26 protein-coding genes are annotated in these 23,616 nt (G+C 65.2%); 12 read left to right on the forward strand and 14 right to left on the reverse strand.

Annotation, left to right across the window (positions count from 1 at the left end):
- Positions 1–65: 65 nt before the first annotated feature.
- Positions 66–950, reverse strand: a complete 885-nt coding sequence (locus ACOQFP_RS18350) for an SGNH/GDSL hydrolase family protein (protein ID WP_421585116.1) — start codon at positions 948–950, stop codon at positions 66–68.
- Positions 951–1,203: 253 nt separating this feature from the next.
- Between ACOQFP_RS18350 and ACOQFP_RS18355 the strand changes: the two genes are divergently transcribed.
- The gene (locus ACOQFP_RS18355) at positions 1,204–1,362 is read left to right on the forward strand and encodes a hypothetical protein (protein WP_206487140.1); all 159 of its coding nucleotides are present in this window, start codon (positions 1,204–1,206) and stop codon (positions 1,360–1,362) included.
- On the opposite strand, the gene ACOQFP_RS18360 is transcribed toward ACOQFP_RS18355, so the two are convergent.
- A complete protein-coding gene (locus ACOQFP_RS18360; protein ID WP_206487138.1) occupies positions 1,359–1,601 on the reverse strand; it encodes a hypothetical protein in 243 nt (80 codons plus the stop codon). The genes ACOQFP_RS18355 and ACOQFP_RS18360 overlap by 4 nt on opposite strands.
- 238 nt (positions 1,602–1,839) lie before the next feature.
- Between ACOQFP_RS18360 and ACOQFP_RS18365 the strand changes: the two genes are divergently transcribed.
- Entirely contained in the window at positions 1,840–2,814 is a 975-nt protein-coding gene (locus ACOQFP_RS18365) for an NAD(P)/FAD-dependent oxidoreductase (protein WP_421585117.1), read from the forward strand.
- A gap of 19 nt (positions 2,815–2,833) precedes the next feature.
- Here the strand turns inward: ACOQFP_RS18365 and ACOQFP_RS18370 are convergent, their stop codons facing one another.
- Complete coding sequence (locus tag ACOQFP_RS18370) at positions 2,834–3,553, reverse strand: Clp protease N-terminal domain-containing protein (protein ID WP_421585118.1); 720 nt, start codon at positions 3,551–3,553, stop codon at positions 2,834–2,836.
- Positions 3,554–3,751: 198 nt separating this feature from the next.
- On the opposite strand from ACOQFP_RS18370, the gene ACOQFP_RS18375 reads away from it, so the two are divergent.
- The gene (locus ACOQFP_RS18375) at positions 3,752–5,974 is read left to right on the forward strand and encodes a putative bifunctional diguanylate cyclase/phosphodiesterase (RefSeq protein WP_421585119.1); all 2,223 of its coding nucleotides are present in this window, start codon (positions 3,752–3,754) and stop codon (positions 5,972–5,974) included.
- Between the two features lie 36 nt (positions 5,975–6,010).
- Positions 6,011–7,933: a gamma-glutamyltransferase gene (gene ggt / locus ACOQFP_RS18380; protein WP_374222343.1), complete on the forward strand. Its 1,923-nt coding sequence runs from the start codon at positions 6,011–6,013 to the stop codon at positions 7,931–7,933.
- Between the two features lie 3 nt (positions 7,934–7,936).
- Here the strand turns inward: ggt and ACOQFP_RS18385 are convergent, their stop codons facing one another.
- Positions 7,937–9,316: a PLP-dependent aminotransferase family protein gene (locus tag ACOQFP_RS18385; RefSeq protein WP_421585120.1), complete on the reverse strand. Its 1,380-nt coding sequence runs from the start codon at positions 9,314–9,316 to the stop codon at positions 7,937–7,939.
- Positions 9,317–9,363: 47 nt separating this feature from the next.
- Here ACOQFP_RS18385 and ACOQFP_RS18390 point away from each other — a divergent pair, with 47 nt between their 5' ends.
- Entirely contained in the window at positions 9,364–9,822 is a 459-nt protein-coding gene (locus tag ACOQFP_RS18390; protein ID WP_421585121.1) for a carboxymuconolactone decarboxylase family protein, read from the forward strand.
- Here ACOQFP_RS18390 and ACOQFP_RS18395 read toward each other — a convergent pair.
- The 8 genes from ACOQFP_RS18395 to ACOQFP_RS18430 form a co-directional block, all read right to left on the reverse strand.
- Positions 9,804–10,481, reverse strand: coding sequence for a response regulator (locus tag ACOQFP_RS18395; protein ID WP_421585122.1), 678 nt, complete (start codon positions 10,479–10,481; stop codon positions 9,804–9,806). The genes ACOQFP_RS18390 and ACOQFP_RS18395 overlap by 19 nt on opposite strands.
- Positions 10,478–12,931, reverse strand: coding sequence for a DUF4118 domain-containing protein (locus ACOQFP_RS18400; RefSeq protein WP_421585123.1), 2,454 nt, complete (start codon positions 12,929–12,931; stop codon positions 10,478–10,480). Before ACOQFP_RS18400 ends, ACOQFP_RS18395 begins: the two co-directional genes overlap by 4 nt.
- Positions 12,915–13,538: a potassium-transporting ATPase subunit C gene (locus ACOQFP_RS18405; RefSeq protein ID WP_341243515.1), complete on the reverse strand. Its 624-nt coding sequence runs from the start codon at positions 13,536–13,538 to the stop codon at positions 12,915–12,917. The genes ACOQFP_RS18400 and ACOQFP_RS18405 overlap by 17 nt, the downstream gene beginning before the upstream one ends.
- A 2-nt stretch (positions 13,539–13,540) precedes the next feature.
- Positions 13,541–15,538, reverse strand: coding sequence for a potassium-transporting ATPase subunit KdpB (gene kdpB / locus ACOQFP_RS18410; protein ID WP_421585124.1), 1,998 nt, complete (start codon positions 15,536–15,538; stop codon positions 13,541–13,543).
- Complete coding sequence (gene kdpA, locus ACOQFP_RS18415; protein ID WP_421585125.1) at positions 15,535–17,199, reverse strand: potassium-transporting ATPase subunit KdpA; 1,665 nt, start codon at positions 17,197–17,199, stop codon at positions 15,535–15,537. The genes kdpB and kdpA overlap by 4 nt, the downstream gene beginning before the upstream one ends.
- A 7-nt stretch (positions 17,200–17,206) precedes the next feature.
- Positions 17,207–17,290: a potassium-transporting ATPase subunit F gene (locus ACOQFP_RS18420; protein ID WP_082898670.1), complete on the reverse strand. Its 84-nt coding sequence runs from the start codon at positions 17,288–17,290 to the stop codon at positions 17,207–17,209.
- An 89-nt stretch (positions 17,291–17,379) separates the two neighbouring features.
- The gene (locus ACOQFP_RS18425; protein WP_421585126.1) at positions 17,380–17,838 is read right to left on the reverse strand and encodes a hypothetical protein; all 459 of its coding nucleotides are present in this window, start codon (positions 17,836–17,838) and stop codon (positions 17,380–17,382) included.
- Positions 17,823–18,380, reverse strand: coding sequence for an RNA polymerase sigma factor (locus tag ACOQFP_RS18430; RefSeq protein WP_206487105.1), 558 nt, complete (start codon positions 18,378–18,380; stop codon positions 17,823–17,825). Before ACOQFP_RS18430 ends, ACOQFP_RS18425 begins: the two co-directional genes overlap by 16 nt.
- A gap of 120 nt (positions 18,381–18,500) precedes the next feature.
- Here ACOQFP_RS18430 and ACOQFP_RS18435 point away from each other — a divergent pair, with 120 nt between their 5' ends.
- From ACOQFP_RS18435 to ACOQFP_RS18465, 7 genes are read left to right on the forward strand one after another with little or no spacing between them, the layout of a single operon-like run.
- Entirely contained in the window at positions 18,501–18,989 is a 489-nt protein-coding gene (locus ACOQFP_RS18435) for an Asp23/Gls24 family envelope stress response protein (protein WP_206487103.1), read from the forward strand.
- Positions 18,986–19,276, forward strand: a complete 291-nt coding sequence (locus ACOQFP_RS18440; RefSeq protein ID WP_206487101.1) for an Asp23/Gls24 family envelope stress response protein — start codon at positions 18,986–18,988, stop codon at positions 19,274–19,276. The genes ACOQFP_RS18435 and ACOQFP_RS18440 overlap by 4 nt, the downstream gene beginning before the upstream one ends.
- Before the next feature lie 4 nt (positions 19,277–19,280).
- Complete coding sequence (locus ACOQFP_RS18445; protein ID WP_206487477.1) at positions 19,281–19,565, forward strand: hypothetical protein; 285 nt, start codon at positions 19,281–19,283, stop codon at positions 19,563–19,565.
- Between the two features lie 51 nt (positions 19,566–19,616).
- Entirely contained in the window at positions 19,617–19,796 is a 180-nt protein-coding gene (locus tag ACOQFP_RS18450) for a hypothetical protein (RefSeq protein WP_008711278.1), read from the forward strand.
- Positions 19,789–20,172, forward strand: coding sequence for an Asp23/Gls24 family envelope stress response protein (locus ACOQFP_RS18455; RefSeq protein WP_421585127.1), 384 nt, complete (start codon positions 19,789–19,791; stop codon positions 20,170–20,172). The genes ACOQFP_RS18450 and ACOQFP_RS18455 overlap by 8 nt, the downstream gene beginning before the upstream one ends.
- The gene (locus tag ACOQFP_RS18460) at positions 20,169–20,726 is read left to right on the forward strand and encodes a DUF6286 domain-containing protein (RefSeq protein ID WP_341243519.1); all 558 of its coding nucleotides are present in this window, start codon (positions 20,169–20,171) and stop codon (positions 20,724–20,726) included. Before ACOQFP_RS18455 ends, ACOQFP_RS18460 begins: the two co-directional genes overlap by 4 nt.
- A complete protein-coding gene (locus ACOQFP_RS18465) occupies positions 20,723–21,301 on the forward strand; it encodes a hypothetical protein (protein ID WP_421585128.1) in 579 nt (192 codons plus the stop codon). Before ACOQFP_RS18460 ends, ACOQFP_RS18465 begins: the two co-directional genes overlap by 4 nt.
- A 17-nt stretch (positions 21,302–21,318) precedes the next feature.
- Here ACOQFP_RS18465 and ACOQFP_RS18470 read toward each other — a convergent pair whose 3' ends face one another.
- Positions 21,319–22,233: an endonuclease/exonuclease/phosphatase family protein gene (locus ACOQFP_RS18470; protein WP_421585308.1), complete on the reverse strand. Its 915-nt coding sequence runs from the start codon at positions 22,231–22,233 to the stop codon at positions 21,319–21,321.
- A 59-nt stretch (positions 22,234–22,292) separates the two neighbouring features.
- Positions 22,293–23,591, reverse strand: coding sequence for a lipase family protein (locus ACOQFP_RS18475; protein ID WP_421585129.1), 1,299 nt, complete (start codon positions 23,589–23,591; stop codon positions 22,293–22,295).
- Positions 23,592–23,616 lie beyond the last annotated feature (25 nt).

Genomic DNA, 23,616 nt, shown 5'->3' on the forward strand with positions numbered 1-23,616 from the left:
GACGACCCGACCGCGTGAGAAGAGCCAGTTCCCGGCTGATGGCCTCTACTGGTCGGTTGTTCGGCTCAGTTCCCTCGCACGACGAGGGCGACACCGTCTGCGATCGCTGCCATCCCCGCCGCCGTCGGGTGCAGTGGCGCAGCAGGATTCTGCGGGATGACTCCTTCGAAGTAGCGCTGGTCAGGAGCTGCGCAGACATCATGGCCGATGCTCAATGGTTCGGTGTCGACGAACTCGGCACCGTGCTCGTTCGCCTGCATCTTCAGAGCCTCGTTCATCGCGGTGATGCTGCTCTGGATGTAGTCGGCATCCTCGGGCAACATCGGCTGCGTGGGAAAGCAGCCACCGTCGGGCAAGTAGGTGCCGTAGCCGACGACGAGGATCCTCGCGTCGGGCGCGCGCTCTGCCACCGCGTCGAGCATCGCTCCCCAGGTCGGTGCGTGCTCGGCGATGGCGGCGGCGACCGAGTCGACCCCGCCGGCAGTGAGCCGGTCCTTGCAGACGTTGGTCGCCGAGGTGCTCGTGAAGGTCAGGCACTGTACGGCCGTCGACACCAGCCCGATGTCGTTTCCGCCGATCGTGACCGTCACCAGGTCGGTGTCGGCACTCAGCGCGTCGAGCTGCACGGGGACCTCGCCACTGGACGTGCCTTGCGGAGCGGAGACGATGTTCTCGGTGACGGCCCCCGAACAGGTGACGTCGACGAACGAGGCGGCCGCCAGTTCCTGTGCGAGAACATGCGGGTAGTTGGAGTCCGACCGCTGGCATCCCGGTTCGCCCACCTGATCGGGGATACGTGGTCCCGACGCAGCGGAGTCTCCGAGCGCAACGTAGTTCAGCGGTGCGGGAGGAGCGGTCGCGAGGGCTTCCTGCGCTGGAGAATCCGTGCTGCAGGCCGTGAGCACACCGGCGATGACAGCGAGACCGACGCCGATTCGATGTCTTCTCACAGCTTCGACGCTACCGGTACCGGTAATCTCGACCGGGTTGTCCAGAGAAATGCATCTACACCACGAAGGCAGGCACAATTCATGATCACCAATTTCATCAACGCGATCCTCAGCGGCTTCGGTTCGATCTCTGCCGGCAGCAGCGGCTTCGAGCTGGCACCGGGCACGCTGCCCTTCGGGCTGTAGAGACCGCACGCAGCTCACCCGTGCGGTGCCGACGGTTCGATCGGCTCCGCACGGGTAACCCGCAAGCATGACTACCCCGAACAACGACAGCACATCGTCCCCCGACGCCAAGGAAGACGTTCAGTCGGATCCGGCTGCGGCTCCCGAGGGCAACGATTGGTCGAGCGAAGGCGGAGCAACCAAAGCCGGCCCCGCTACCGACGACGAGCGAACCGACAACGGCTAGCCGATCCGACGGCGGGGAGCGGCACGCAGTATGCGGACATCGTCCGCCGTGACGATGTGTTCGACCGACTCCCCGCGGTCCGGCTTCGATGCGCCGACGGCGAAGTTCACTCGCGCGTCACCGAGCCAATCGACTCCGACGACGACGCCCACGGTTCCCCTCGGGATGCCGCTTCGCCATCGCACGCGCCCAAGATCGCGAACCGCAATGACGGTCGCTCCGATCTCGAAGTGCCCCATGAGCCCCCCTGGCTTGATTTTTACCGACCAGTAGACCTCGAATGAACACCCTGTTCAAGCGGTAGATCCGCGCTTATCGAGGCCATTGCCGACCCCGAAGTCGGCCGTCGGGAAACTAAATCGGATCTCGCCCCGCTATCGCGTCCGAGAATCTTCCGACGGTATTTTCAGTGTCTAACATTTGCCGATATCGCAAACTTTCTTGTCGTTTTCTCGGCAGTCGTCGCACACTCTCCGCATGACTTCACTCACTTCTCAGCAGGCACCGGTCGAGGTGATCATCGTCGGCGGCGGCGTCGCCGGACTCAGCGCTGCGGTGGCCCTCGGCCGCTCCCGGCGATCCGTAGTCGTCATCGACGCCGGCGACCCGCGCAATGCGCCCGCTGCACATTCGCACAACTACCTCACCCGCGATGGCGAGTCGCCGCTGGAACTGGTTCGGCTCGGCCGTGCCGAGGCGCAGCACTACGGCGCGCACATTCTCGAGGGCACTGCCCGGTCGGCATCCAGGACCGAAACAGGTTTCGAGGTGACACTCGCGGACGGTTCCACCGTCGAAGGCCGCCGCCTGCTGGTCACCACCGGCCTGACGGACGTCCTGCCGAGCATCCCCGGCCTCTCCGAGCGTTGGGGCCGCGATGTGTTGCACTGCCCGTACTGTCACGGATGGGAAGTGCGAGACCGCGCGATCGGGATCATCGGCAGCGCCATGACCGCGCACCAGGCGCAGATGTGGCGTCAGCTCACGGACCGCGTCACGGTGTTCTCCCACACCGCACCGGAGTTCACCGCGGAACAAACGCAGAGATTCACCGCACGCGGTATCGAGGTCGTCGACGAGGCGATCGCGCGCGTGGACGTCGAGAACGACGCCATCGTCGGCGTCACGCTGGGCAGTGGGCGCCAGGTTCGACTGGAGGCGCTGGTCGTGGGACCCGCCTTCAGCTCACGCGCGGACATCCTGGTCTCACTCGGGCTCGACACCACCGAGATGGTGATGAACGACCATGTTCTCGGCACGTACATCGAGGCCGACCCCGTCGGTGCCACCTCGGTGCCCGGCGTCTGGGTCGCAGGTAATGTCGCGACACCGATGGACACCGTGGTCGCAGCATCTGCAGCGGGAGTCAAAGCAGGTGCCGCGATCAACGGCGATCTGATCGAGGAGGAGGTGCGCGCAGCCGTGGAGTCGGCGAGAGCCACGGTGCGTTGACCTTCCAGCGTTCAGGTGCTCAGTTGCCCAGGTTGTTCAGCGCCGCCGCCAGGCCTTCCTCGACCATTTCCTTGCGGACTCCGAGCGAGAGCAGAGTTGCGTCCTCGTTCTCCAGCAACGCCAGCAGGATATGTTCGGTTCCGATGTAGTTGTGCCCCAATCGCAGGGCCTCCCGGAAGGTCAGCTCCAAGGCCTTCTTGGCACCGGCGTCGAACGGGATGAGGGCGGGTAGCTCGGCAGCCGGTTCCGGTAGCGATGCCGTCGCCGCCGCGCGGATCTGTTCGGCAGTCAGCCCGTGGGCAACCAGGAGCTTCGCCCCGATCCCCTCTGGTTCACCGAGCAATCCCAGGATCAGATGCGCGCTGGTGATCTGATCCTGTCCGGTCGCGCGCGCCTCGTTCTGCGCTCCCACCACCACATTGCGCGCCCGCGGGGTGAAGCGCGAGAAGCCCTGACTGGCATCGAGATCTGCGGGGCCGTCGCCGCCCTTGGCGACGAATCGTTTCTGCACTGCCTGCTTGCTCACACCCATCGATGCACCGATGTCGGTCCACGACGCTCCTGACCGTCGTGCGCGGTCGACGAAATGGCCGATCAGATGATCGGCGATCTCACCGAGAGAGTCGGCGGCGATCACCGCATCGGACAGTTGATCGAGTGCATCGGTATGCACTTTCTCGATCGCCTCGATGAGGTCGTCGAGTCGGACGGGGTTCGTCATTTTCTTCGGTTCGATCATTCGTCAACCGTAGGTTGACGAACCCTGGTCGTCAACCCCAGGTTGACGCATTCGTGCGGCGCAACATCCGTTGTGAAATCTGCATCTCCACATCGAACTTGGTCACCGTGCGCAGTGCTGCAAGACGTATATTCACCGGTGGAGGCACCGCCGAGAATCCGCGCGGACGCCGCGAGCGAGAAGGAAGTGGGTCCTTCGATGAACACGAAGGTCGCTGCGCCCTTTGCCATGCACACGACACGGACCACACTGCTGGCCGCCGTGGTCGTGATCGTGTCCACTGTCTTCCTTCTCGGTGACGCCGCAGTAAGGACGGGCGTCATGGCCACCGTCGCCATCGGCTCCGTTCTGGTCATCAGCTTCGCGATTCGCAGATACCGGCCCGATGACTCACGCTGCTGGTGGGCACTGTTCGGAGCCTCCGTCGTGTTCATTTTCGGAGTTTCGCTACGCAGCGATCCCAGCGCACTGGCCCATTCCTTTCCGCTACTGCCGGACGTCTTCACCCTCACCGGCTACGGACTCGTCACCTACGCCCTGTCTCGGTGGATCCGAGATCGCAAGTCGATCGACGACATCACTCCACTGGTCGACGCGGGGCTGATCTTCCTCGGCTCGCTGTTTCTGTCCTGGTTGCTGTTCATCTCCCCGGCCCTCGAATCGCCACGCTCGTCGGCATCGACGGTGATGAACGGCGTGTATCCCGCCATCGACGCCGCTCTGATCACCCTCACCACCTATCTGGTCTTCTCGTCCAAACCGCGCACGCCTGCGCTGCAATGGGCCCTCGCCGCGCTCATCGCAACGCTCGTCGGCGACGTCTCGTATGCCTTCGCTGCCACGACCGACGACGCGCCGTCCTCGGGCCTGCTCGACGGCATCTACCTCTTCGCCTACCTCTCCCTGGCAATGGCAGCACTCGATCCATCGATGCGTACCGTTTCGCACCGGCAGCCGCCGGCACCGGCCCACAGCAACCGCCGGGTCGTGTTCGTGGTGCTGCTGCTGGTGGTGTGCGGAACCGTGCCGCTGCTGGGCTCCGCGGGCTCCACCGGCGACCTGGTCGTGCGTTCGCTGTTACTCGCGTCGATCCTGGTGGGCGCATTCCTGCGCGGCGAAAGTGCTCTCGCCAGGGTGCAGACCGGCAAAGATCAGGCCAAGTACCGAGCTGCACACGATCTGTTGACCGGGCTACCGAATCGAACGATGCTCGACGAGGAATTCGCGCGGCACGAGCACTCGCAGGCTCCGGGGCGCACCTGCGTCCTGTTCGTCGATCTCGACAATTTCAAGATGGTCAACGACTCGTACGGCCACCGCGTCGGCGACGAGCTGATCACCGCTGCCGCGCGCCGCATCCGGGCGGCCGTCGGTGCCGCCGACTCCGTCATTCGATACGCGGGCGACGAATTCATCGTGTTGACCCGGCGCGATCGGGCAGGCGCCGAGGCGTTGGCCTGCCGCATCATCGATCGAATGAACGAGCCGTTCCCGCTCAGTGCCGCAACGGCATACGTCACTGCCTCGGTCGGCATCGCCGATGCGGACCGGTTGCACGATGCCATTCGCGAGTCGGACACCGCGATGTATCACGCCAAGTCTCTCGGAGCGGCACGCTACGCGTTCTTCGACGAATCCTTGCGCGCGCGTGCAACGTCTGCGATCGAGACCGCCACCGCCCTGCGCGGCGCGATTCGACGCGGTGAGCTCGAGGTCTACTACCAGCCGATCGTCGACACCGCATCGCGCACCACCGTCGTCTACGAGGCACTCGTTCGCTGGAACTGGCAGGGCCGGGTGCGCGCCCCCAACGAGTTCATCCCGATTGCAGAATCGACCAATCTCATCAAGGAGATCGGCGAATGGGTGTTGCGCACTGCAATCGCGGACCTGGTGACGCTGCGCGCGAACGGGCAGAACGTCACGATGTCGGTGAACGTGTCCCCGATGCAGTTGCGCGACGAGTCACTGCCCGTGGTCGTGGAAGGACTGCTCGCGAGGTACGGCATCGCCGGCTCGGATCTGGCTCTCGAGATCACCGAGAGCGACCTGATCGACGACATCGGCACCGCGAAGACCGTTCTCGACCGACTCGCTGCAATGGGCGTGCTCATCGTTCTCGACGACTTCGGCATCGGCTACTCCTCGTTGAGCAGGCTGCGTGCGATGCCGATCGCGCTACTGAAGATCGACAAGTCCTTCGTGCACGAGATCGGCCGTTCCGAGTCCGACACCCAGTTCATCGCCGCAATCGTCGCCATGGCGTCAGCGCTTCCGGTCACCACGGTCGCCGAGGGCGTCGAGACCGAAGAACAAGCCGCCGTCGTCGAGGCACTCGAATGCCGCTTCGCGCAGGGCTTTCTGTTCGGCCGACCCGCCCCCATCGCACACTGGCTCCTCGAATCGGCGCGCCGACGGTGATCGCGGTGTTAGCGTCGGTCGGTGTCTGCACTCGCGCTGCGCCCAGTCCGCTCCACCGCTCTTGCCTGCGCCCTGCTGCTGGTACCGCTGACTGCGTGCAGCAGCACCGACAGCACCGGCACCGACTCCGCCGCCGCGAACAGCTGCGTGCTCGGTGCCAGTGGCGGCACCCCGGTAGGTACGACGGCCGGCACCGGCTCAGGGGATATCTCCACCAATCCGGAAGTGGCGACCGGATATCGATCGGACATGACCCCGGTGGAGACGCCCTCGTACTCGGTCTCGACGGCCAATCCGGTCTCCACCGAGGCAGCCTGCGAGGTGCTGCGCGAGGGCGGCACAGCTGCCGATGCGCTCATCGTTGCGCAGACGGTGCTCGGCCTCGTCGAACCACAATCCTCGGGCATCGGCGGCGGGGCCTTCCTGATGTACTACGACGCCGCCACCGGCGAAGTGCAGGCCTACGACGGGCGTGAGAAAGCCCCCATGAGCGCCACCGGTGACTACCTTCGATACATCGATGACGTCAACCGCACTGTGCCGCAACCCGATGCGCGTTCGAGCGGTAGATCGATCGGCGTCCCCGGTGTGCTGCGCATGCTCGAGCAGGCCCACGCCGATCACGGCACCGAGCAGTGGGGCGAGCTCTTCCGACCCGCAATCGATCTCGCCGACAACGGAATCGAGATCAGCCCCCGCATGGCCTCGTCCATCTCCGACTCGGCCCCGAAGCTCGCCCTCGATCCGGCATCCAAGGACTACTTCCTCCAGCCGGACGGTTCCGGCAAGCCTGCCGGAACGGTGTTGACCAACCCGGCGATGTCGAAGACGTTGTCGACCATCGCAACCGACGGTGCCGACGCGTTCTACACCGGTGACATAGCGCAGGCGATCGTCGACGCAACAGCCGACACCACCGCCGGGCGCACCGCCGGACAGATCACTCTCGACGACCTCGCCGCGTACCGACCGAAGATCCGAACGGCAGTGTGCACGCAGTACCGCGATCACGACATCTGCGGTATGCCGGGGCCGTCCTCGGGCGGTATCGCGGTGGCATCAGCGATGGGCATTCTGTCGAACTTCGATCTCGCGCAGTACGCGCCCACGGGCATGGACGCCAACGGCGGAACCCCGACGGCCGAGGGGGTGCACCTGATCTCGGAGGCCGAGCGCCTCGCCTACGCCGATCGCGACAAGTACGTGGCCGATCCGGATTTCGTGCCACTGCCCGGCGGTTCCCCCGACGCCCTGCTCGACCCCGAATATCTCAGTGAGCGAGCCGGACTGATCGACGAGTCCACGTCGATGGGCACCGCCGAGCCCGGCGACTTCGGTCCGGTGCAGTTCGCATCGTCCACCGATCCCGAGCACGGCACCAGCCACATCTCCATCGTCGACAGCGAGGGCAATGCGGCCTCGATGACCACCACCGTCGAGTCGGCCTTCGGCTCGTTCCACATGGTCGACGGCTTCCTGCTCAACAATCAGCTCACCGACTTCTCGGCTTCTCCGGTGGACGAGGACGGGACGCCGGTGGCCAATCGCGTCGAACCGGGCAAGCGTCCGCGCAGCTCGATGGCACCGACCCTGGTCTTCGACCGCGACGACGACGGTGCGCGTGGAGATCTGGTACTCGTCACCGGCTCGCCCGGCGGTTCGGTGATCATTCAGTTCGTGATCAAAACACTGGTAGGACTTCTCGATTGGGGCATGGATCCACAGCAGGCCGTCTCGATGGTCGATTTCGGTGCAGCCAACACTCCGTCGACCAATTACGGGGGCGAGCATCCGAACGTCTCGGGCGAGAACGATCCTGTCGTGGTGCGGCTCCGCGAGATGGGGCATCAGGTTTCGGTCAAAGACCAGTCCAGTGGCCTGAGTGCGCTGCAGCGCACCGACGGGGGTTGGATCGGGGGAGCGGACCCCCGCCGCGAGGGTGAAGTATTGGGCGGTTAGCGCTCAGCTCAGCACCGAGACGAGCGCACGGATCGTCTCGGGGTATGCGTGCTCGGTCGGTGCCGAGAACCCGACGACGAGACCGTCGTAGACCGCATCCTCGGCGGCCGGGTGTCGAAAGGTCGAGAGCCCTTCCATGGCCAGTCCGATCCGTGCCGCCCTGGCCGACACCTCGGCTTCACGCCCGGGTGGCAGCGCGAGCACGGCCTGCAGCCCGGCATCGATTCCGGTGATGACCACCTCTGGTCTGTGCTGGGTAAGGCTGCGCTGCAGAAGGTCTCGCCGCGCCCGATAGCGCATTCGCATCGTACGGACGTGCCGGTCGTACCGACCCGACACGATCATCTCTGCCAGCGTCAACTGGTCGCCGGTCGACACCGTCGCCTCACGGACCCCCTTTACCGCGATCACCGCGTCGAGCAGACGCTCCGGGACCACCATCCACCCGATACGTACTGCAGGAGAGAGGCTTTTGGACACCGACCCCACATACATCACCCGTTCCGGGTCCAGCCCCTGCATCGCCCCGATCGGCTTTCGGTCGTAGCGAAACTCTCCGTCGTAATCGTCCTCGATCACCGTGCCACCGGTGTCACGGGCCCACTGGACTGCCGCAGTCCGACGCGCCGGATTCAACACCACCCCGGTGGGAAACTGATGGCTCGGCGTCAGGATCGCCACCGAGGCCGCAGTGGAATCGAGTTCGTCTGCGACGCAACCCTCGTCGTCGACGCCGAGTGCCACCGTCGTCCGAGATCGCTCGATGATGCTGCGATGGAACGGTAGCCCGAAGGATTCGAGCGCAACCGGCCCTGCCGGCGCAGTATAGGACAGCATCGTCAGCGCCTGGGAAAAGCCCGAACACACCACGATTCGCTGCGGATCTGCTCGCACGCCGCGGGCCCGCGCGAGATAGTCCGACAATGCCGTCCTCAGTTCGATCCGGCCGCGCGGATCGCCGGGGCCGAAGGCATCCGATGGGGCAGCGTTGATCGCGCGCCGAGCCGAGGCCAACCAGACCGACCGTGGGAACGAGGTCGGATCGGGTCGGCCGGGCCGCAGATCGAACGCCGGTCGAGGGTCCGCCTCCCTCGACGCGCCGGCGACCGGGGCGGGCTGGGCCCGATGTGCGACGCGCGTCGCCGATCCACGCCGCGCGGTCAGCCAGCCTTCGGCGACCAGCTCCGCGTAGGTCTCGGCGACAGTGTTTCTGGCCAGTCCCAGGTCGGCCGAGAGCGCGCGGTAGGACGGGAGCGCCACACCCGGCTCCAGTCTCCCGCTGCGCACGGCGTCCCGCAGCGCCGTCGACAGCGCAGCTCGGCGGGAACCCGATGGATCCAGATCGAGATGCAGATCGACCGAAGTGACCCTGTGAAGTGCCATGAAAGTGAACCCTAGACCGGTTCGCCTGGACTCATACAGTGGACGGCATGACACGAATCCTCATGCAGAAAGCAGCTCCAGCCACCTACAAGGCGCTGATAGCACTGGACACTGCCGTTCGCGACGGTATCGATCCCGCTCTTGCGGAACTGATTCGAATCCGAGCATCCCAGCTGAACGGATGCGCCTATTGCTTGCAGCGCCACACAGCGGACGCCCGCGCCGCAGGCGAAAGCGAGGAACGGCTGACCCTGCTCTCGGTGTGGCACGACGCTCCGAACTACTTCACCGAGGCCGAGCGGGCCGTACTCGCCCTCACCGAGGCCGTCACGACACTGCCGCCCGGCGGCATCCCGGACGAGATCTACGACCGCGTCGCAGACCACTTCGACGAGTACCGCACCGGGCAGCTGATCGGGCTCATCTTCACCATCAATGCCTGGAACCGCATCGGCGTCGCCACCGGTCGAGTTCCCGAATCGGCGGGTCAGCTCACGAATCGATAACCCATCCCGGTTTCGGTGATCAGGTGAACCGGGGTCGCCGGGTCCGGCTCGAGCTTCTGCCGCAATTGGCCGAGATATATTCGTAGATAGTGTGTTTCGCGCTCGTGGCCGGGTCCCCAGACGGTGCGCAGGATCTCCTTCTGCGACACGAGCTTGCCCTCGTTGCGCACGAGCAGTTCCAGAACTCCCCATTCGGTACGTGTCAGATGCACGCTCTCACCGCCTCGCACAACGGTTTTGGAAGCAAGATCGACGGTGAAGTCCGCGGTCTCGACGATGGGGTCGGCCACCGCCTGCGGGCCTCGTCGTAGGGCTGCGCGTAGTCGGGCCAGCAGTTCGTCCATGCCGAAGGGCTTGGTGACGAAGTCGTCGGCACCGGCGTCGAGCGCCTCGACCGTATCGGCCGAGTCGGTTCGTGCCGAGAGCACCAGAATCGGTACCTCGGTCCAGCCTCGCAGTCCCGCGATGACGTCGATACCGTCGATATCGGGGAGACCGAGGTCGAGAACGACGATGTCGGGATGAAAGTTCGCGGCCACCCGCAGCGCCTCACCGCCACTCGACGCGCTGACCACCTCGAAACCGCGCACGTTGAGATTGATCCGCAGCGCCCGCACGATCTGTGGCTCGTCGTCGACGACGAGCACCCGCACCTTCACCTGCCCGCCGCCTTCAACTCGACCGTCATCGTCAACCCTCCGCCGACGGTATTCGACGCCGTGACGGTGCCGCCCATCGCCCGCACGAACCCCCGCACCACCGACAGACCCAATCCGACGCCTACCGAGTTGTCACGATCGCCGAGACGTTGGAACGCATCGAAGACGGTCTCCTCTGCTCCCTCGCCGATGCCAGGACCGTGGTCGGAAACAGAGATCGTCGCCCGCTCGCCGTGTAGCGCGGCACTGACGGTGATATCCCCGGTGGGAGCGTATCGGGCACTGTTGTTCACCAGGTTCGCCAGCACACGCTCGAGCAGCCCTGGGTCGGCGAGTACCTCGACATCACCGACCTCGACGCGCACCCGGTCATCGGTCCCGACCAACGCGCCGCCGAGCACATCGTCGACGTACACCGGACGCAGGCTCGGTTGGACCACGCCGGCCTGCAGCCGCGAGGAGTCGAGCAGATTGCTCACCAGGGCAGTCAGCTGATCGGCCGATTCGTCGATGGTGGCCAGCAACTCCTCGGTGTCCTCGGGTGAGAACTGGACGTCGGTGCTGCGCAGCGACGAGGACGCCGCCTTGACCGCAGACAACGGAGTCCGCAGATCGTGGCTGACGGCCGAGAGCAATGCTCGACGCAACGCGTCGGCCTCGGCGAGTGCATTCGCTCGACTGGCTTCCTCGGCGAGCCGGGTCTGACGAACCATGCCTGCGGCCTGATTGGCTACCGCCGCCAGTACCCGACGATCGTGTGCGCGGGTGCGTTCACCGACGAGCAGCAGCGTGAAGTCACCGGCGTCGATCTCGGTATCCGCCTCGGAGCGGTCGGTCGGTACGTGGACCCCCGCGCTACCGACCGTGGCCGCCGCCTCGTTGTCCCACAGCGCCACCGAACTCTGCCGGTAGGTCTCGCGAGCGCGTTCGAGCAACGCGGTCAGATCCGCTCCGCGGAGCACCGATCCGGCGAACAACGTCAGCAGCTCCGCTTCCTGGGTTGCTCGGCGTGCCTGACGCGTCCGCCGGGCAGCGGCGTCGACGAGCGCGGCGACCGCCACGGCCACCAGGAGCAGCACGACGGTGACGACGAAGTTCTCGGGCTCGGCGATGGTCAGGCTGTAGCGCGGTGTCGTGAAGAAGTAGTTGAGCAGAAATCCCGCGATCAGCGCCGAGAGTGCCGCCGGCGCAACACCTCCCAGCAGTGCGACGCAGAGCACCACCATGAAGAACAGTGCGCTTTCGCCGCTGGAGTCGAACTTCGGCCCCACCGTGCTCAATACGGCGGCGGCTAGGCACGGCACCAGCACGGCGGCGACCCAGGCGAGGATCCGACGCCGTCCCGAGCCGACCTGCACTCCCCATCGACGGGCCTGCTCGGCGTGGGTGACCATGTGCACGTCGATCTTTCCCGAGTTCTGCACCACCGCCGCGCCGATTCCCTCGTCCAGGATTCGGGCGGCACGCGAGCGCCGCGAGGTTCCGATCACCAGCTGCGTCGCATTCACCCCGCGCGCGAAGTCGAGCAGAGTCGACGGCACATCGTCGCCGACGACGCTGTGCACGCTGGCGCCGAGGCCGGCCGCGAGCTTCCGTACCGCACCCATCTGCGGTGCCGAGACACCCATCAGACCGTCACCGCGGACGATGTGCAACACCATCAGCTCCGCACTGGACTTCGAGGCGATCCGACTGGCGCGGCGCAGCAGAGTCTCCGACTCCGGGCCGCCGGTCACCGCCACCACCACACGCTCGCGCGCTTCCCAGGTCTCGGTGATGCGATTGTCCTTGCGGTACTTCACCAGTGCCGCATCGACCTGATCGGCGATCCACAGCAGCGCCAGCTCACGCAGAGCCGTCAGGTTGCCGCCGCGAAAGTAGTTGCTCAGCGCCGCGTCGACCTTCTCGGCGGAATAGACATAGCCGTGCCGAAGTCTGCTGCGCAGCGCCTCCGGAGTGATGTCGACCAATTCGACCTCGTCGGCAGCTCGAACCACACTGTCGGGCACGGTCTCTCGTTGAGGTACACCGGTGATCTGCTGCACCACGTCGTTGAGGGACTCGAGATGCTGAACGTTGAGGGTGGAGATGACATCGATGCCGGCGTCGAGCAGCACCTCGACATCCTGCCACCGCTTACCGTGCACACTGCCGGGAGTGTTGGTGTGCGCCAGTTCGTCGACGAGCACCACCTCCGGCCTTCGCGCCAGGACGGCATCGAGGTCGATTTCCTGGGCCGAGGATCCTCGGTAGTCGACCGTCGCCATCGGCAACATTTCGATACCGTCGAGTGCTTCGATCGTCCGCGCGCGACCGTGCGTCTCGACCACCGCGGCCACGACATCGCAGCCTCGGCCGCGCAGTCTGTGCGCCTCGCCGAGCATCGCAAAGGTCTTGCCGACGCCGGGTGCCGCGCCGAGATAGATCCGCAGCTCACCCCTGTCCGCCACAGCCCGTCTCCTCACCCGGCCGGTATGTGTCCCGCAGTGCCAGGTTCAACTCCGGGACGTTCACCGCTTCGGCACCGAGTACACCGTACTGCGGCCCGTGGGTGTACCGGGCGACCAGCGCCTGAACGTCGCTTACCGGCACGCCGTTGACCCGCGCTACCCGCGCCACCTGGATGGCTGCGTAGGCCGGGCTGATATCGGGATCGACCCCCGAGCCGGACCCGGTGACTGCATCGGGCGGTACCGCCGAGGGGTCGACGTTCTCGCGGGCGGCGATGACGGCACGGCGCTGCTCGACGGTGGCGGCCAACACCTCGCTCGACGGCCCGAGATTGCTGGGTACCGCGGCGGCGGGGTCCGCACCGGCGCGGTTGTGGAAGAACGGATCCGGATCTCCCGGATCGACCTGCGGGTCGACGCCGATCAGCGCGCTTCCCACGACGCATCCCTGTGCGTCGCGCAGCGGGCTGCCCTCTGCGGAGTGGGCATCGATCCGGCTGATCCCCCAGACCACGGCCGGGTAGCCGATCCCGAGAACGACCGTCAGCGCCAGCAGCACTGCGAAGCCGGCCACGACCTGTCGAAGAAACCCTTGTACGTAGCGCATGGTCAGCCTATCCCTGGAATGTGCCGAACGAGTAGATCGATGAGCCAGATTCCGACGAACGGACTGATGACGCCGCCGACGCCGTAAACCAGCAGGTTTCGCCGCAGCAATGCTGCCGCCGATGCCGGGGTGTATCGAACACCTTTGAGCGCCAACGGAATCAAGGCAACTATCACGAGTGCATTGAAGATCACCGCGGACAGGATCGCAGATTGCGGAGTCGCCAGGTGCATGATGTTGAGCCCACCGAGCTGGGGATAGACGGTGGAGAACATCGCCGGCAGAATCGCGAAGTACTTCGCCAGATCGTTTGCCAGCGAGAAGGTCGTCAGTGCTCCGCGGGTGATGAGCAACTGCTTGCCGATCTCGACGATCTCGATCAGTTTGGTGGGATCCGAGTCGAGATCGACCATGTTTCCGGCTTCCTTGGCCGCCGAGGTTCCGGTGTTCATGGCGACACCGACATCGGCCTGCGCCAGCGCCGGAGCATCGTTGGTGCCGTCACCGGTCATCGCCACCAGCCTGCCGCCCTCCTGCTCCTGCCGGATGAGCGTCAGCTTGTCTTCCGGCGTCGCCTCGGCCAGATAGTCGTCCACCCCGGCTTCGGCGGCGATGGCCTTGGCAGTGAGGGGATTGTCACCGGTCACCATCACCGTCCGAATTCCCATGGCGCGCAGCTGAGCAAATCGCTCCGCGATCCCCGGCTTCACCACATCGGACAACTCCACGACGCCGAGAGCCCTGGCAGCGGAATCTGTTTCGCATACGGCCACCACCAGCGGAGTACCGCCGTTCTGTGCGATGTCATCGACGGTGCCGCCCAGATCTGCGGTGCCGCCACCTGCCCGGATCCATTCGTACACCGAATCCGCTGCACCCTTGCGGATCTCGACGCCCGGTAGATCGAGTCCGCTCATCCGGGTCTGCGCGGTGAAGGCCACGAACTCGCCGCGAGCATCCGGCTCCGCCGCGGCATCTGCGAAATCGCGCTCGACCAGCTCGACGATACTGCGGCCTTCGGGAGTGCCGTCGGCGAGCGAGGACGCCCTGGCAGCACGAGCCAACTCCACGGCGTCGACACCGGTCGCCGGGTGCAGTCCGGTGGCACGACGGTTACCGAACGTGATGGTTCCGGTCTTGTCCATCAGCAGCGTATCGATATCGCCCGCGGCCTCGACGGCACGCCCGGACATCGCCAGTACGTTTCGTTGTACAAGCCTGTCCATGCCCGCAATACCGATCGCGGAGAGCAGCGCGCCGATCGTGGTGGGTATCAGGCAAACGAGCAGCGCGATCAACTGGATCGGATCCTGTTGCCGACCTGCGTAGTTCGACATCGGACCGATAGCCACCACCGCGAAGAGGAATACGATCGTCAGGGACGCCAGCAGGATATTGAGAGCGATCTCGTTGGGTGTCTTCTGCCGAGCGGCACCCTCCACCAGGGCGATCATTCGGTCCACGAACGTCTCACCCTGGGCCGCAGTAATTTTGACGACCACCTCGTCGGAGAGCACGATCGTGCCGCCGGTGACCGCGGAACGGTCACCGCCCGATTCGCGCACCACAGGAGCCGACTCACCGGTGATCGCCGACTCGTCGACCGTCGCGATTCCCTCGATGACGTCGCCGTCACCGGGTATGACCTCGCCCGCCGAGACGACCACCTCATCACCGACCTGCAATTCGGCACCGGCCACGGCCTCGATTCCGCCGCTCGTCCGGCGTCGGGCAACAGTGTCCTGCTTCACCTTTCGCAGGCTGGCGGCCTGAGCCTTGCCTCGACCCTCGGCAACGGATTCGGCGAGATTGGCGAACAACACCGTGAACCAGAGCCATCCGGTGACGAACCAGGCGAACACCGACGGCTGAGCGATCGACAGAACAGTCGTGACAACAGAGCCGAGAAAGACGACGAACATCACCGGGTTGCGGGCGAGGTGCCGCGGATCGAGTTTGCGGAACGCGCCGGGGACGGCCGTGGACAGTGACAGGTTCATTGCATGGCCTCTGCTATGGGTCCGAGAGCGAGTGCGGGAAAGAAGGTCAGGGCCGCAACCAGGGTCGAGGTACCGATCAGCAAAGCGGCGAACAAGGGTCCGTCGGTGGGGAGGGTGCCTGCGTTCGGTGCGCTGCGCTTCGTCGTTGCCAGCGACCCGGCCAGCGCCAGCACGAAGACGATCGGCAGGAAGCGGCCGAGGAGCATCGCCACGCCGAGGGAGATCTGGAACCAGTCACTGGTCACCGTCAATCCACCGAATGCGCTGCCGTTGTTGTTCGACGCCGATGCGTAGGCATACAGCACCTCGGTGAAACCGTGGATTCCCGGATTGCCCTGATAGCCGGTCGTCGACTTCAGCAGCACGGTCACCGAGGTGCCGACGAGCACGAGGATGGGCATCACCAGTACCGACAGCGCTGCCATCGTGATGGCCCGTCGGCCCAGCTTCTTGCCGAGAAACTCCGGTGTTCGGCCCACGAGCAGCCCTCCGACGAACACCGCGACAACGGCCAGTACCAGCAGTCCGTACAGGCCGGTACCGACGCCGCCGGGTGCGATCTCGCCGAACAACATGTTCAGCAACACCGTTCCGCCGCCCAGAGCCGACATACTGTCGTGCGCGGAATTGACTGCACCGGTTGATGTTCCGGTCGTGGACACGGCGAACAGCACCGACCCTGGGATGCCGAAGCGAACCTCCTTGCCCTCCATCATCGCACCCGCAGCCGTAGCCGCGACTCCGCGAGTCCTGGACTCGGCGAACAACGTCACCGCCAACATCGTTGCCCACAGCGTTGCCATGACCGCGAGCAGCGTCAGCCCCTGCTTGCGGTTGCCGATCATCGTTCCGAACGTGCGCGTGAGCGCCACCGGGATGAGGAGCAGTGAGATGATCTCGACGACATTGGACAACGGTGTCGGATTCTCGAACGGGTGCGCCGAGTTGGCCGCGAGGATGCCCCCACCATTGGTACCGATCTCCTTGATCGCCTCCTGGGAGGCAACGGGCGCAAGAGCATTGGTGACGGTCTGGCCGTCGAGACCGGTCGAGACGAAACCGGAGGACAACGACATCACCACGCCCTGCGTCAGCAGGATGATCGCAACGAGCAAGGACAGTGGAAGCAGGATGCGCAGCGTTCCACGGATCAGGTCGACCCAGAAGTTGCCCAGTTCGCCGCCGGTGGACACGCGAACGAAGCCGCGGATGACCGCTATCGCCACTGCGATACCCACTGCGGCAGAGAGGAAGTTCTGCACGGCCAGTCCCAGCGGCTGCGTCAGATTGGACATCGTCGTCTCCGGTACGTACGACTGCCAATTGGTGTTCGTCACGAACGAGGCCGCAGTGTTGAATGCCATTGCGGGACTGACACCCGACAGGCCATCGTTCAGCGGCAGGACACCTTGAATGCGCTGCAGCACGAACAGCAGCACCACTCCTGCGAACGAGAACCCGAGCAGGCTCATCGTGTAGCCGACCCAGGTCTGCTCGGATTCGGGATCGACCCTCGCGATCCGATACAGAATTCGTTCCACACTCGAGTCCCGGGTGCGGGTGTACACCCGAGCCATGTAGTCACCGAGCGGCACGTACACCGCCGCCAGCACCACGATCACGGTGGCGATCTGAAGACCGGCCAGCAGAGCAGGATTCATAGCGGCGTCAGAACCTCTCCGGATCGAGGAGAGCGACGAACAGGTACACCGCGACGCATGCGGCCACCACGAGACAGAGCAATTCGGTCATTGCTCGATCCTGCGACCGGCTACCGAGCCGAACCGCGTTCCTTACGCTTTCTTACGCCAGTGACCAGCGGTTATGACGGATTTTTTACGCTAACGCTCCTCGATGTCGTCGACGCGTACGTCGACGGCCTCCCGATCGAGGGTGACTGCCAGCAGGTCAGACAGGACACCGATCGCAATGGTCGCCAGTTCGTCTCCCGCAGCTTGCAGATCGTCGCCGTAGACGCCGATCACCGCGATCGACATTCCGATGCAGGCGTGGTCGTCGAGGTCGAGGTCGATCTCGGTGGGCTGCGCGCCGCGGACCCCCGCGAGCGCACGCCGCACCGTCGTCTTGACGATGTGGTCGCTGATGCGCAGCGTGTCCGCACGGCCGGATCCGGAGCCACTGGGAAATGCACTGTCCAAGGGCCAGGTACGCCTGGTGGTGTTCCGCACCTTGGACAGGATGGACGAGCTGATGTCCACCCAGTTCGTCTCCTGCGGTGCGCCCCGAAGTTCGGTGGCAGCACGCGCGAGAACCGAATTCGGCTCTACTGGGTTCGCCATGTTGCCAACCTTTCGCTCAATGTTGCTCGTGCTCTTGTCAACTGACCACGTACCGCTCCTGCCGACAAGGTCATGATCTGGCCGATCTCGGGGTGCGTCATACCCTCGACCTCACGGAGCAGCCAGCAGGCCCGCTGCCGGTAAGGCAGCTCGGCGAGTGCAGCCCCCAGCTCGGTCATGAAACTGTCGGCCTCCACATCGGCCTCCGGGTCACTGCCCGCGCCGGTGCTCTTGCGCTCGAACACCCAATCTTCTGCAGGTGGAACGCTACGCCGACGTCGATGGTCGATCACCTTGTGCGAAACCATCGAGAACAACCAGGTCCGCAGCGCCGAATCGCCGCGGAAGTGGTCGAGCCCCTTCCAGGCTGCCACGAACGCGTCCTGCACCACTTCCTCTGCGGCACCCTGATCGGACAACATGTTCCGCGCGTACCGAAACATCTCCGGACCGTACCGCCGGACGATCTCCTCGAACGCATCGGTCTCGCCGAGCGCAGCAGCGCCGACGAGAACTCGGTCCGACGCGTCAACCCACTGCATCGAGCCCCCAGACATATTGTATGACATAGATCACTTTGTTCGGGCGTACGTTTCACCGATCGAGCTACGACCAACTCCTGACACACACTCTGCACCACAACTCAACGAGGAGAGGTATCCATGAGCACCACGACGGACAACAAGTCGACCGTAACCACCTCGGGCGAAGGAAAGACCGACATCGCAAGCAAGTCGGATTCCGTACTGCTCAGCTCGCAGGGCCGCACCACCATCGCCGATACCGTCGTCTCCAAGATCGCCGGCATCGCCACCCGTGAGGTCCAGGGCGTTCATGCCGTCGGCGGCGGAGCCAGCCGCGCGATCGGTGCACTGCGCGAGCGCATCCCCGGTGCCCGCGTCAACCAGTCGCAGGGCGTCTCGGTCGAGGTCGGCGAGCGTCAGGCAGCGGTCGACATCGACATCGTCGCCGACTACGGCGTCTCGATCGGAGACCTCGCCGCAGGCATCCGACGCAACGTCATCAATGCCGTCGAGCGTATGACGGGCCTCGAGGTCACCGAGGTCAACATCGTCGTCCACGACATCTACCTCGATGACGGTTCGGACGACGAGGAGACCACCGAGGCCCCCTCCACCCGAGTGCAGTGACCGACCCGAACACGACGGACCGTGACCAGTCCGAGGACATCGCGGACGCCGTTCTGGCGATCGACGGTGTCGTCGGGCTGCACGGCGGCATGTTCGGTGAAGCCGCTACGTATCTGCCCGGGCGCCGAGTCGCCGGCATCCGCGTCGGTGACGGTGGAACCGAGGTACACGTCACACTGCAGTTCGGGGTCTCCGTCCGGGAGACAGCCGACGCCGTGCGTAACACCGTTGCCGCCATGATCGACGGACCTGTGCACGTCACCGTCGAGGACATTGTGCGAGTCTGACCAGGTGGACCATCACTCAGCGCACGACCGAGCCGCCGCCTACAAGGCGGCTCGGCGCGCGGTGGCGCGAGAACATCATCCCGACATCGGCGGCGATCCGGCCCGGTACATGGCCGAGCTCGCCGCGGTCGAACGACGGTTCTCCGTTCTGCCTTCTGCTCCGAACAATGCGGCCAGTGCGCCGACCGCCTTCCGAGCCTCGTCTGTGCCGGCCACCCTGCGCGCGCTGCCCAGAAAAATCGCACGCATGCGCAGACGCGTCACGCAGCGCAACTACTTCGACATCTGACGCCTCTGAATCTGACACCTCTGAATCTGACTCTGACTGGAGATCAAGACAATGACCACTGCAACCATCGGATTGTTCGTGGGACTCCTGCTCGCCATCGCGGCGGCCGCCGGCGGTTTCACCGGCTTCCTCATCGCCATCGTTCTCGGCGGACTCGGGTTCTTCGTCGGGCGTTACCTCGACGGCGAGCTGGACCTGAACTCGATCATGCGTGGTCGCGGTCGTGACTGACACAGCAGCCGAGGCCGACGCACTGAACGACCCGGGCCAACGTGGCTCGCTGGAGATCAAGCACAAGGCCGTCGAGCACCTGGCCGTACTCGCGGCGCGCAGCACTGACTCGGTCACCGACCGCCATCCGGGCCTGCGGGTCCTCGGCGGGCGTGATCTGCCCAAGGCAGATGTGACGGTCAACGGCTCACGCGTCCGCGCGCAGGTCGTTGTGGCTGTCACCTGGCCGTCCCCGCTGGCGAAGGTCGCCGCCGAGGTCCGCGCCGCGGTGGCCCGAGACCTGTCCGAACTGGGCCTGTACTCAGTCGACCGCGTCGATGTCACCGTCGAATGCGTCTCTGCCGAAGCCGCCGAAGAAGAAGGGAGAGTGCAGTGACCGCACCCGCAGTGACCGAAAAGCCCAGCAAGAAGCCGGTAGCAAACCCGACAGCGGCCGTGCCGGCCGTGCTGTTCGCACTCGTTCTGATCGGGGCCGGCGTAGTCCTCGGCCGGGAGGCACTGCTCGATCTCGGTGCGATCGACGGACCGGATTGGGTAGGACCTGCAGCTCGGCATCTGGATGGACTCACCGCGCAGCAGTGGATGCTGCCTGCGGGCATCGCCGCAGTCGTCGTCGGGTTCATCCTGGTGTTCGTCGCCGTTCGCCCACGCCGCCGTACCCATCGCGCCCTCACCGAACAGGACGTGTGGCTGCGCAAGGATGATGTCGTCGCCGTCGCGCGCGCCGCGGCCCTCGACAATGTCGGCGTCGATTCCGCGTCGGCAAAAGCCAGCAACAAGAAAGTCACGGTGTCCGTGTCGGCCGTCTACGGTACCGACACCACCGCCCTGAAATCCTCACTCGTCGGCTCCGTGGACGACGCCCTCCGCCCACTCGCGTCGGCCCCGAAAGTCCGCACCCGAGTGCGCACGACAGGACAGGCCTCATGAAACGCGCTACCGCTTCCGTCGATCGCACCAGCACAGCCGTTGTCGGGCTCGCCCTGATCGCCCTCGGTGGCGGAGCCATCGCGTGGGAGCGCGGCAAATTCCCGGGCCGCGAACGCATCGATGCCGCCTTCGTCGACACCGCCGTCGACGCCGGTTGGTGGCCATGGGCTCTGGCCGCGGCCGCGATCCTGCTCGTCCTGCTCGGACTCTGGTGGCTTCTCGCGCACCTACCCCGCCGTTCGATCGGCACCGTCGCCTTCGCATCCACCCCGGATGCCGACGTCGACGGCAGGCTCAGTGTCGATCTGAGCACCGCGGCTCGAAGTGCCGCGAAGTCTCTCGCCGCCCACGACGGTGTCGTGTCCGCATCCGGGCGCTCGGTGTCCGACCGCGGACAGCGCGTTGTCGAGATCACCGCGACTGTCGACCCCTCCGTGACGTCCCTCGACAAGGTTGCCGACGCGGCAGCGCACACGCGCAGCGACGTCGTGACCTCGCTGGAGGGATCGCCGACCGCAGTCCGAATCTTGCTGCAATGCGGTAAGTCTCGGAAGGAATCCGCTCGGGTGAACTGACCGGTCGTCCCCGATGCTCAGGAGAACTCGATCTCCCCGATCAGGCCGTGATGGTCCGATCCGGGGAGATCGATCCTCTCCAACGATCGCGCGTGACCACTGTTGGTGAGGATATGGTCGATTCCGACCACTGCGGGTGTGCCCTTGTCCGTGGGATACGTCGGTATCAGACCTTTCCCCAATTGTGCTGCGGCATCGGAGTATCCGGCATCGAGCAGGTTGCGGAACTTCTTGTGTGAATAGGTCGTGTTGAAGTCGCCACTGACTATCACAGGGCCCGTTCCGGCTGCGGCGGCGAGATCGTCACGTAGCGTGTCCAATTCAGCGGTCCAGGTATCTGCCGGCGTGATGTACGCCGGAACCGGATGGACAGCCAGCAGCGAGATCGGCTCGAAATCGGGCACCTCGACCTTGGTTGCCAAGTTCACCGGACCATAACCGTCGAGTTCGCGGTTGTCGGATATCGGTAACCGGCTGTAGATACCGGCACCGCCACCGCCACCCGCGTACGGCCGCAGATAGCGGTACGGGAAAAGCTGTTCCATGCCGGCGTTCCGCAAACCGATCACCGCCTCGTCGGTGAGTTCCTGCACGGTGACGACGTCGACGGAGTTCTCGCGTGCCTGGCCGGCCACCGCCGTCGGGTCGGCTTGTCCGACCATCAGATTTGCCTGCATCACCCGTAGCCGAACACCGTCGGAGTTCGGAGCGGCGTCCGCGACGTAGAGCGGTGCGTAGGAGAACGCGCCGACCGCCAGTACGACGGCCGAGACGCCGGCCAGAATCCAGCGTCGCCCGATCAGCGCCACGAGAGCGCCCACCGCGACCGCGAGAAACATCAGTGGGACGAACGACGCCAACCCGATCAGCACGTTGACTCGGGTGTCGGTGTAGAAGGCGCCCAGACCCACCAGCCCGGTGACAATCCCCATCGTGGCGATGGCGCCGGTCAAGATCCGTATCCAGGTTCGCTGCACCCGCCCGAGGATAGCTACACCCGCACGCCGATGGTGAGCGCCCGGATGGTCGTCCAGGTCAAGGACGCCACACCGCGTACAGCAGCGAGCGAGAAGGCGGTGGACCACACCGTCCGAATCGAGGGTTCGGGTACCGGAATGCCTTCGAAGCGATCTGCCAACCAGTCCAACGTCGTGGGCGCGCTGAGCGGGTGCAAAGACAAGTGTTCGCTCAGTCGATCCCGCAGATAGGTCACGTGAGCGCCTGCCTCGACATACCGATCTACCTGGCCGTCCACGTCGTCGATGGCAATGATCTGATCGTGCACCGACTGGATCACCAGCAGCGGCATCGACGGTGCCGTGCGTCCCGGCTGAATGTCGCGAAAGATCTCCACGATCTCGGGCAATGCCAGTAGATCGGCCAACGGAACGTCGATGTAGTCGTCCAGATCATGGCGCGCCAGCCGGGCGACCGCACGGACGGTCGTCATCGACTCGACGGAATCGAGGATGCGCATTCCGTCCTCGTTGACGTACTGGCGAACGATGCGATCGAGCTCCGGATATGTACGCCGCAGACCGGCCACCACCAAGGTGGGCAATGCCGCGTGCAGCGTCGCATTGAGCCGAGTGAACGCCGAGCCCGGATCTCCAACGGGCGAACCGAGCGCAGCACCGACCAGTTCGAGCTCCGGTGCGTAATCCTGAGCCATCTCCGCTGCCCAGGACGTCGCGAGACCGCCACCCGAGTACCCCCAGAGTGCGACCGGCGTGTGTGCATGCAGCGCCAACGGCTCGAACGACAGCGCCGCACGGATGCCGTCGAGCGTGCAGAATCCGGGTTCCTGCGGAGAACCCCAGTGCCCGTCGGGGCCCTCGTGATCGGGAATCGAGATGGTCCATCCGCGCCGCAGGGCATGCAGAACCAGCAAGAACTCGAATTGCGGAACGGCACCGAACGCCCGCGCGCCGCGGCGAAGCGCGTACGACGGGAAACATGAGGACGCGACACCGTCGATCGCACATTGGTAGGACAGCAGTACCGGTTCCGCATTGTGTGGACGCAACACAGTGGTGACGCCGGCCTGTGCGAACCCGCCGAGATCGGTGGTGCGATAGAGCAGTTGCCAGGCATCGACTTGCTGTCGGAGGCGACCGAACATTGCGATTTCAACCGGCCGGACCCTGAGAATCGTTCCCGGCGGAACCGCTTCGTAACCCGATGGTGCAGCGTAGAAAGGATCGTCTTCGGGTCTGATCGCGTCGACCCGCCCAGGTGCCTGCTCTACAGGCCAGGGCTGTTGGTCCCCCGTTGATCTGTCGACGCTCATATTCACCGCTTCTTGTCCGAGTCTC

Origin of the sequence: Rhodococcus sp. MALMAid1271, from assembly GCF_049195265.1 — a bacterium.
Taxonomy (GTDB): Bacteria; Actinomycetota; Actinomycetes; order Mycobacteriales; family Mycobacteriaceae; genus Rhodococcoides.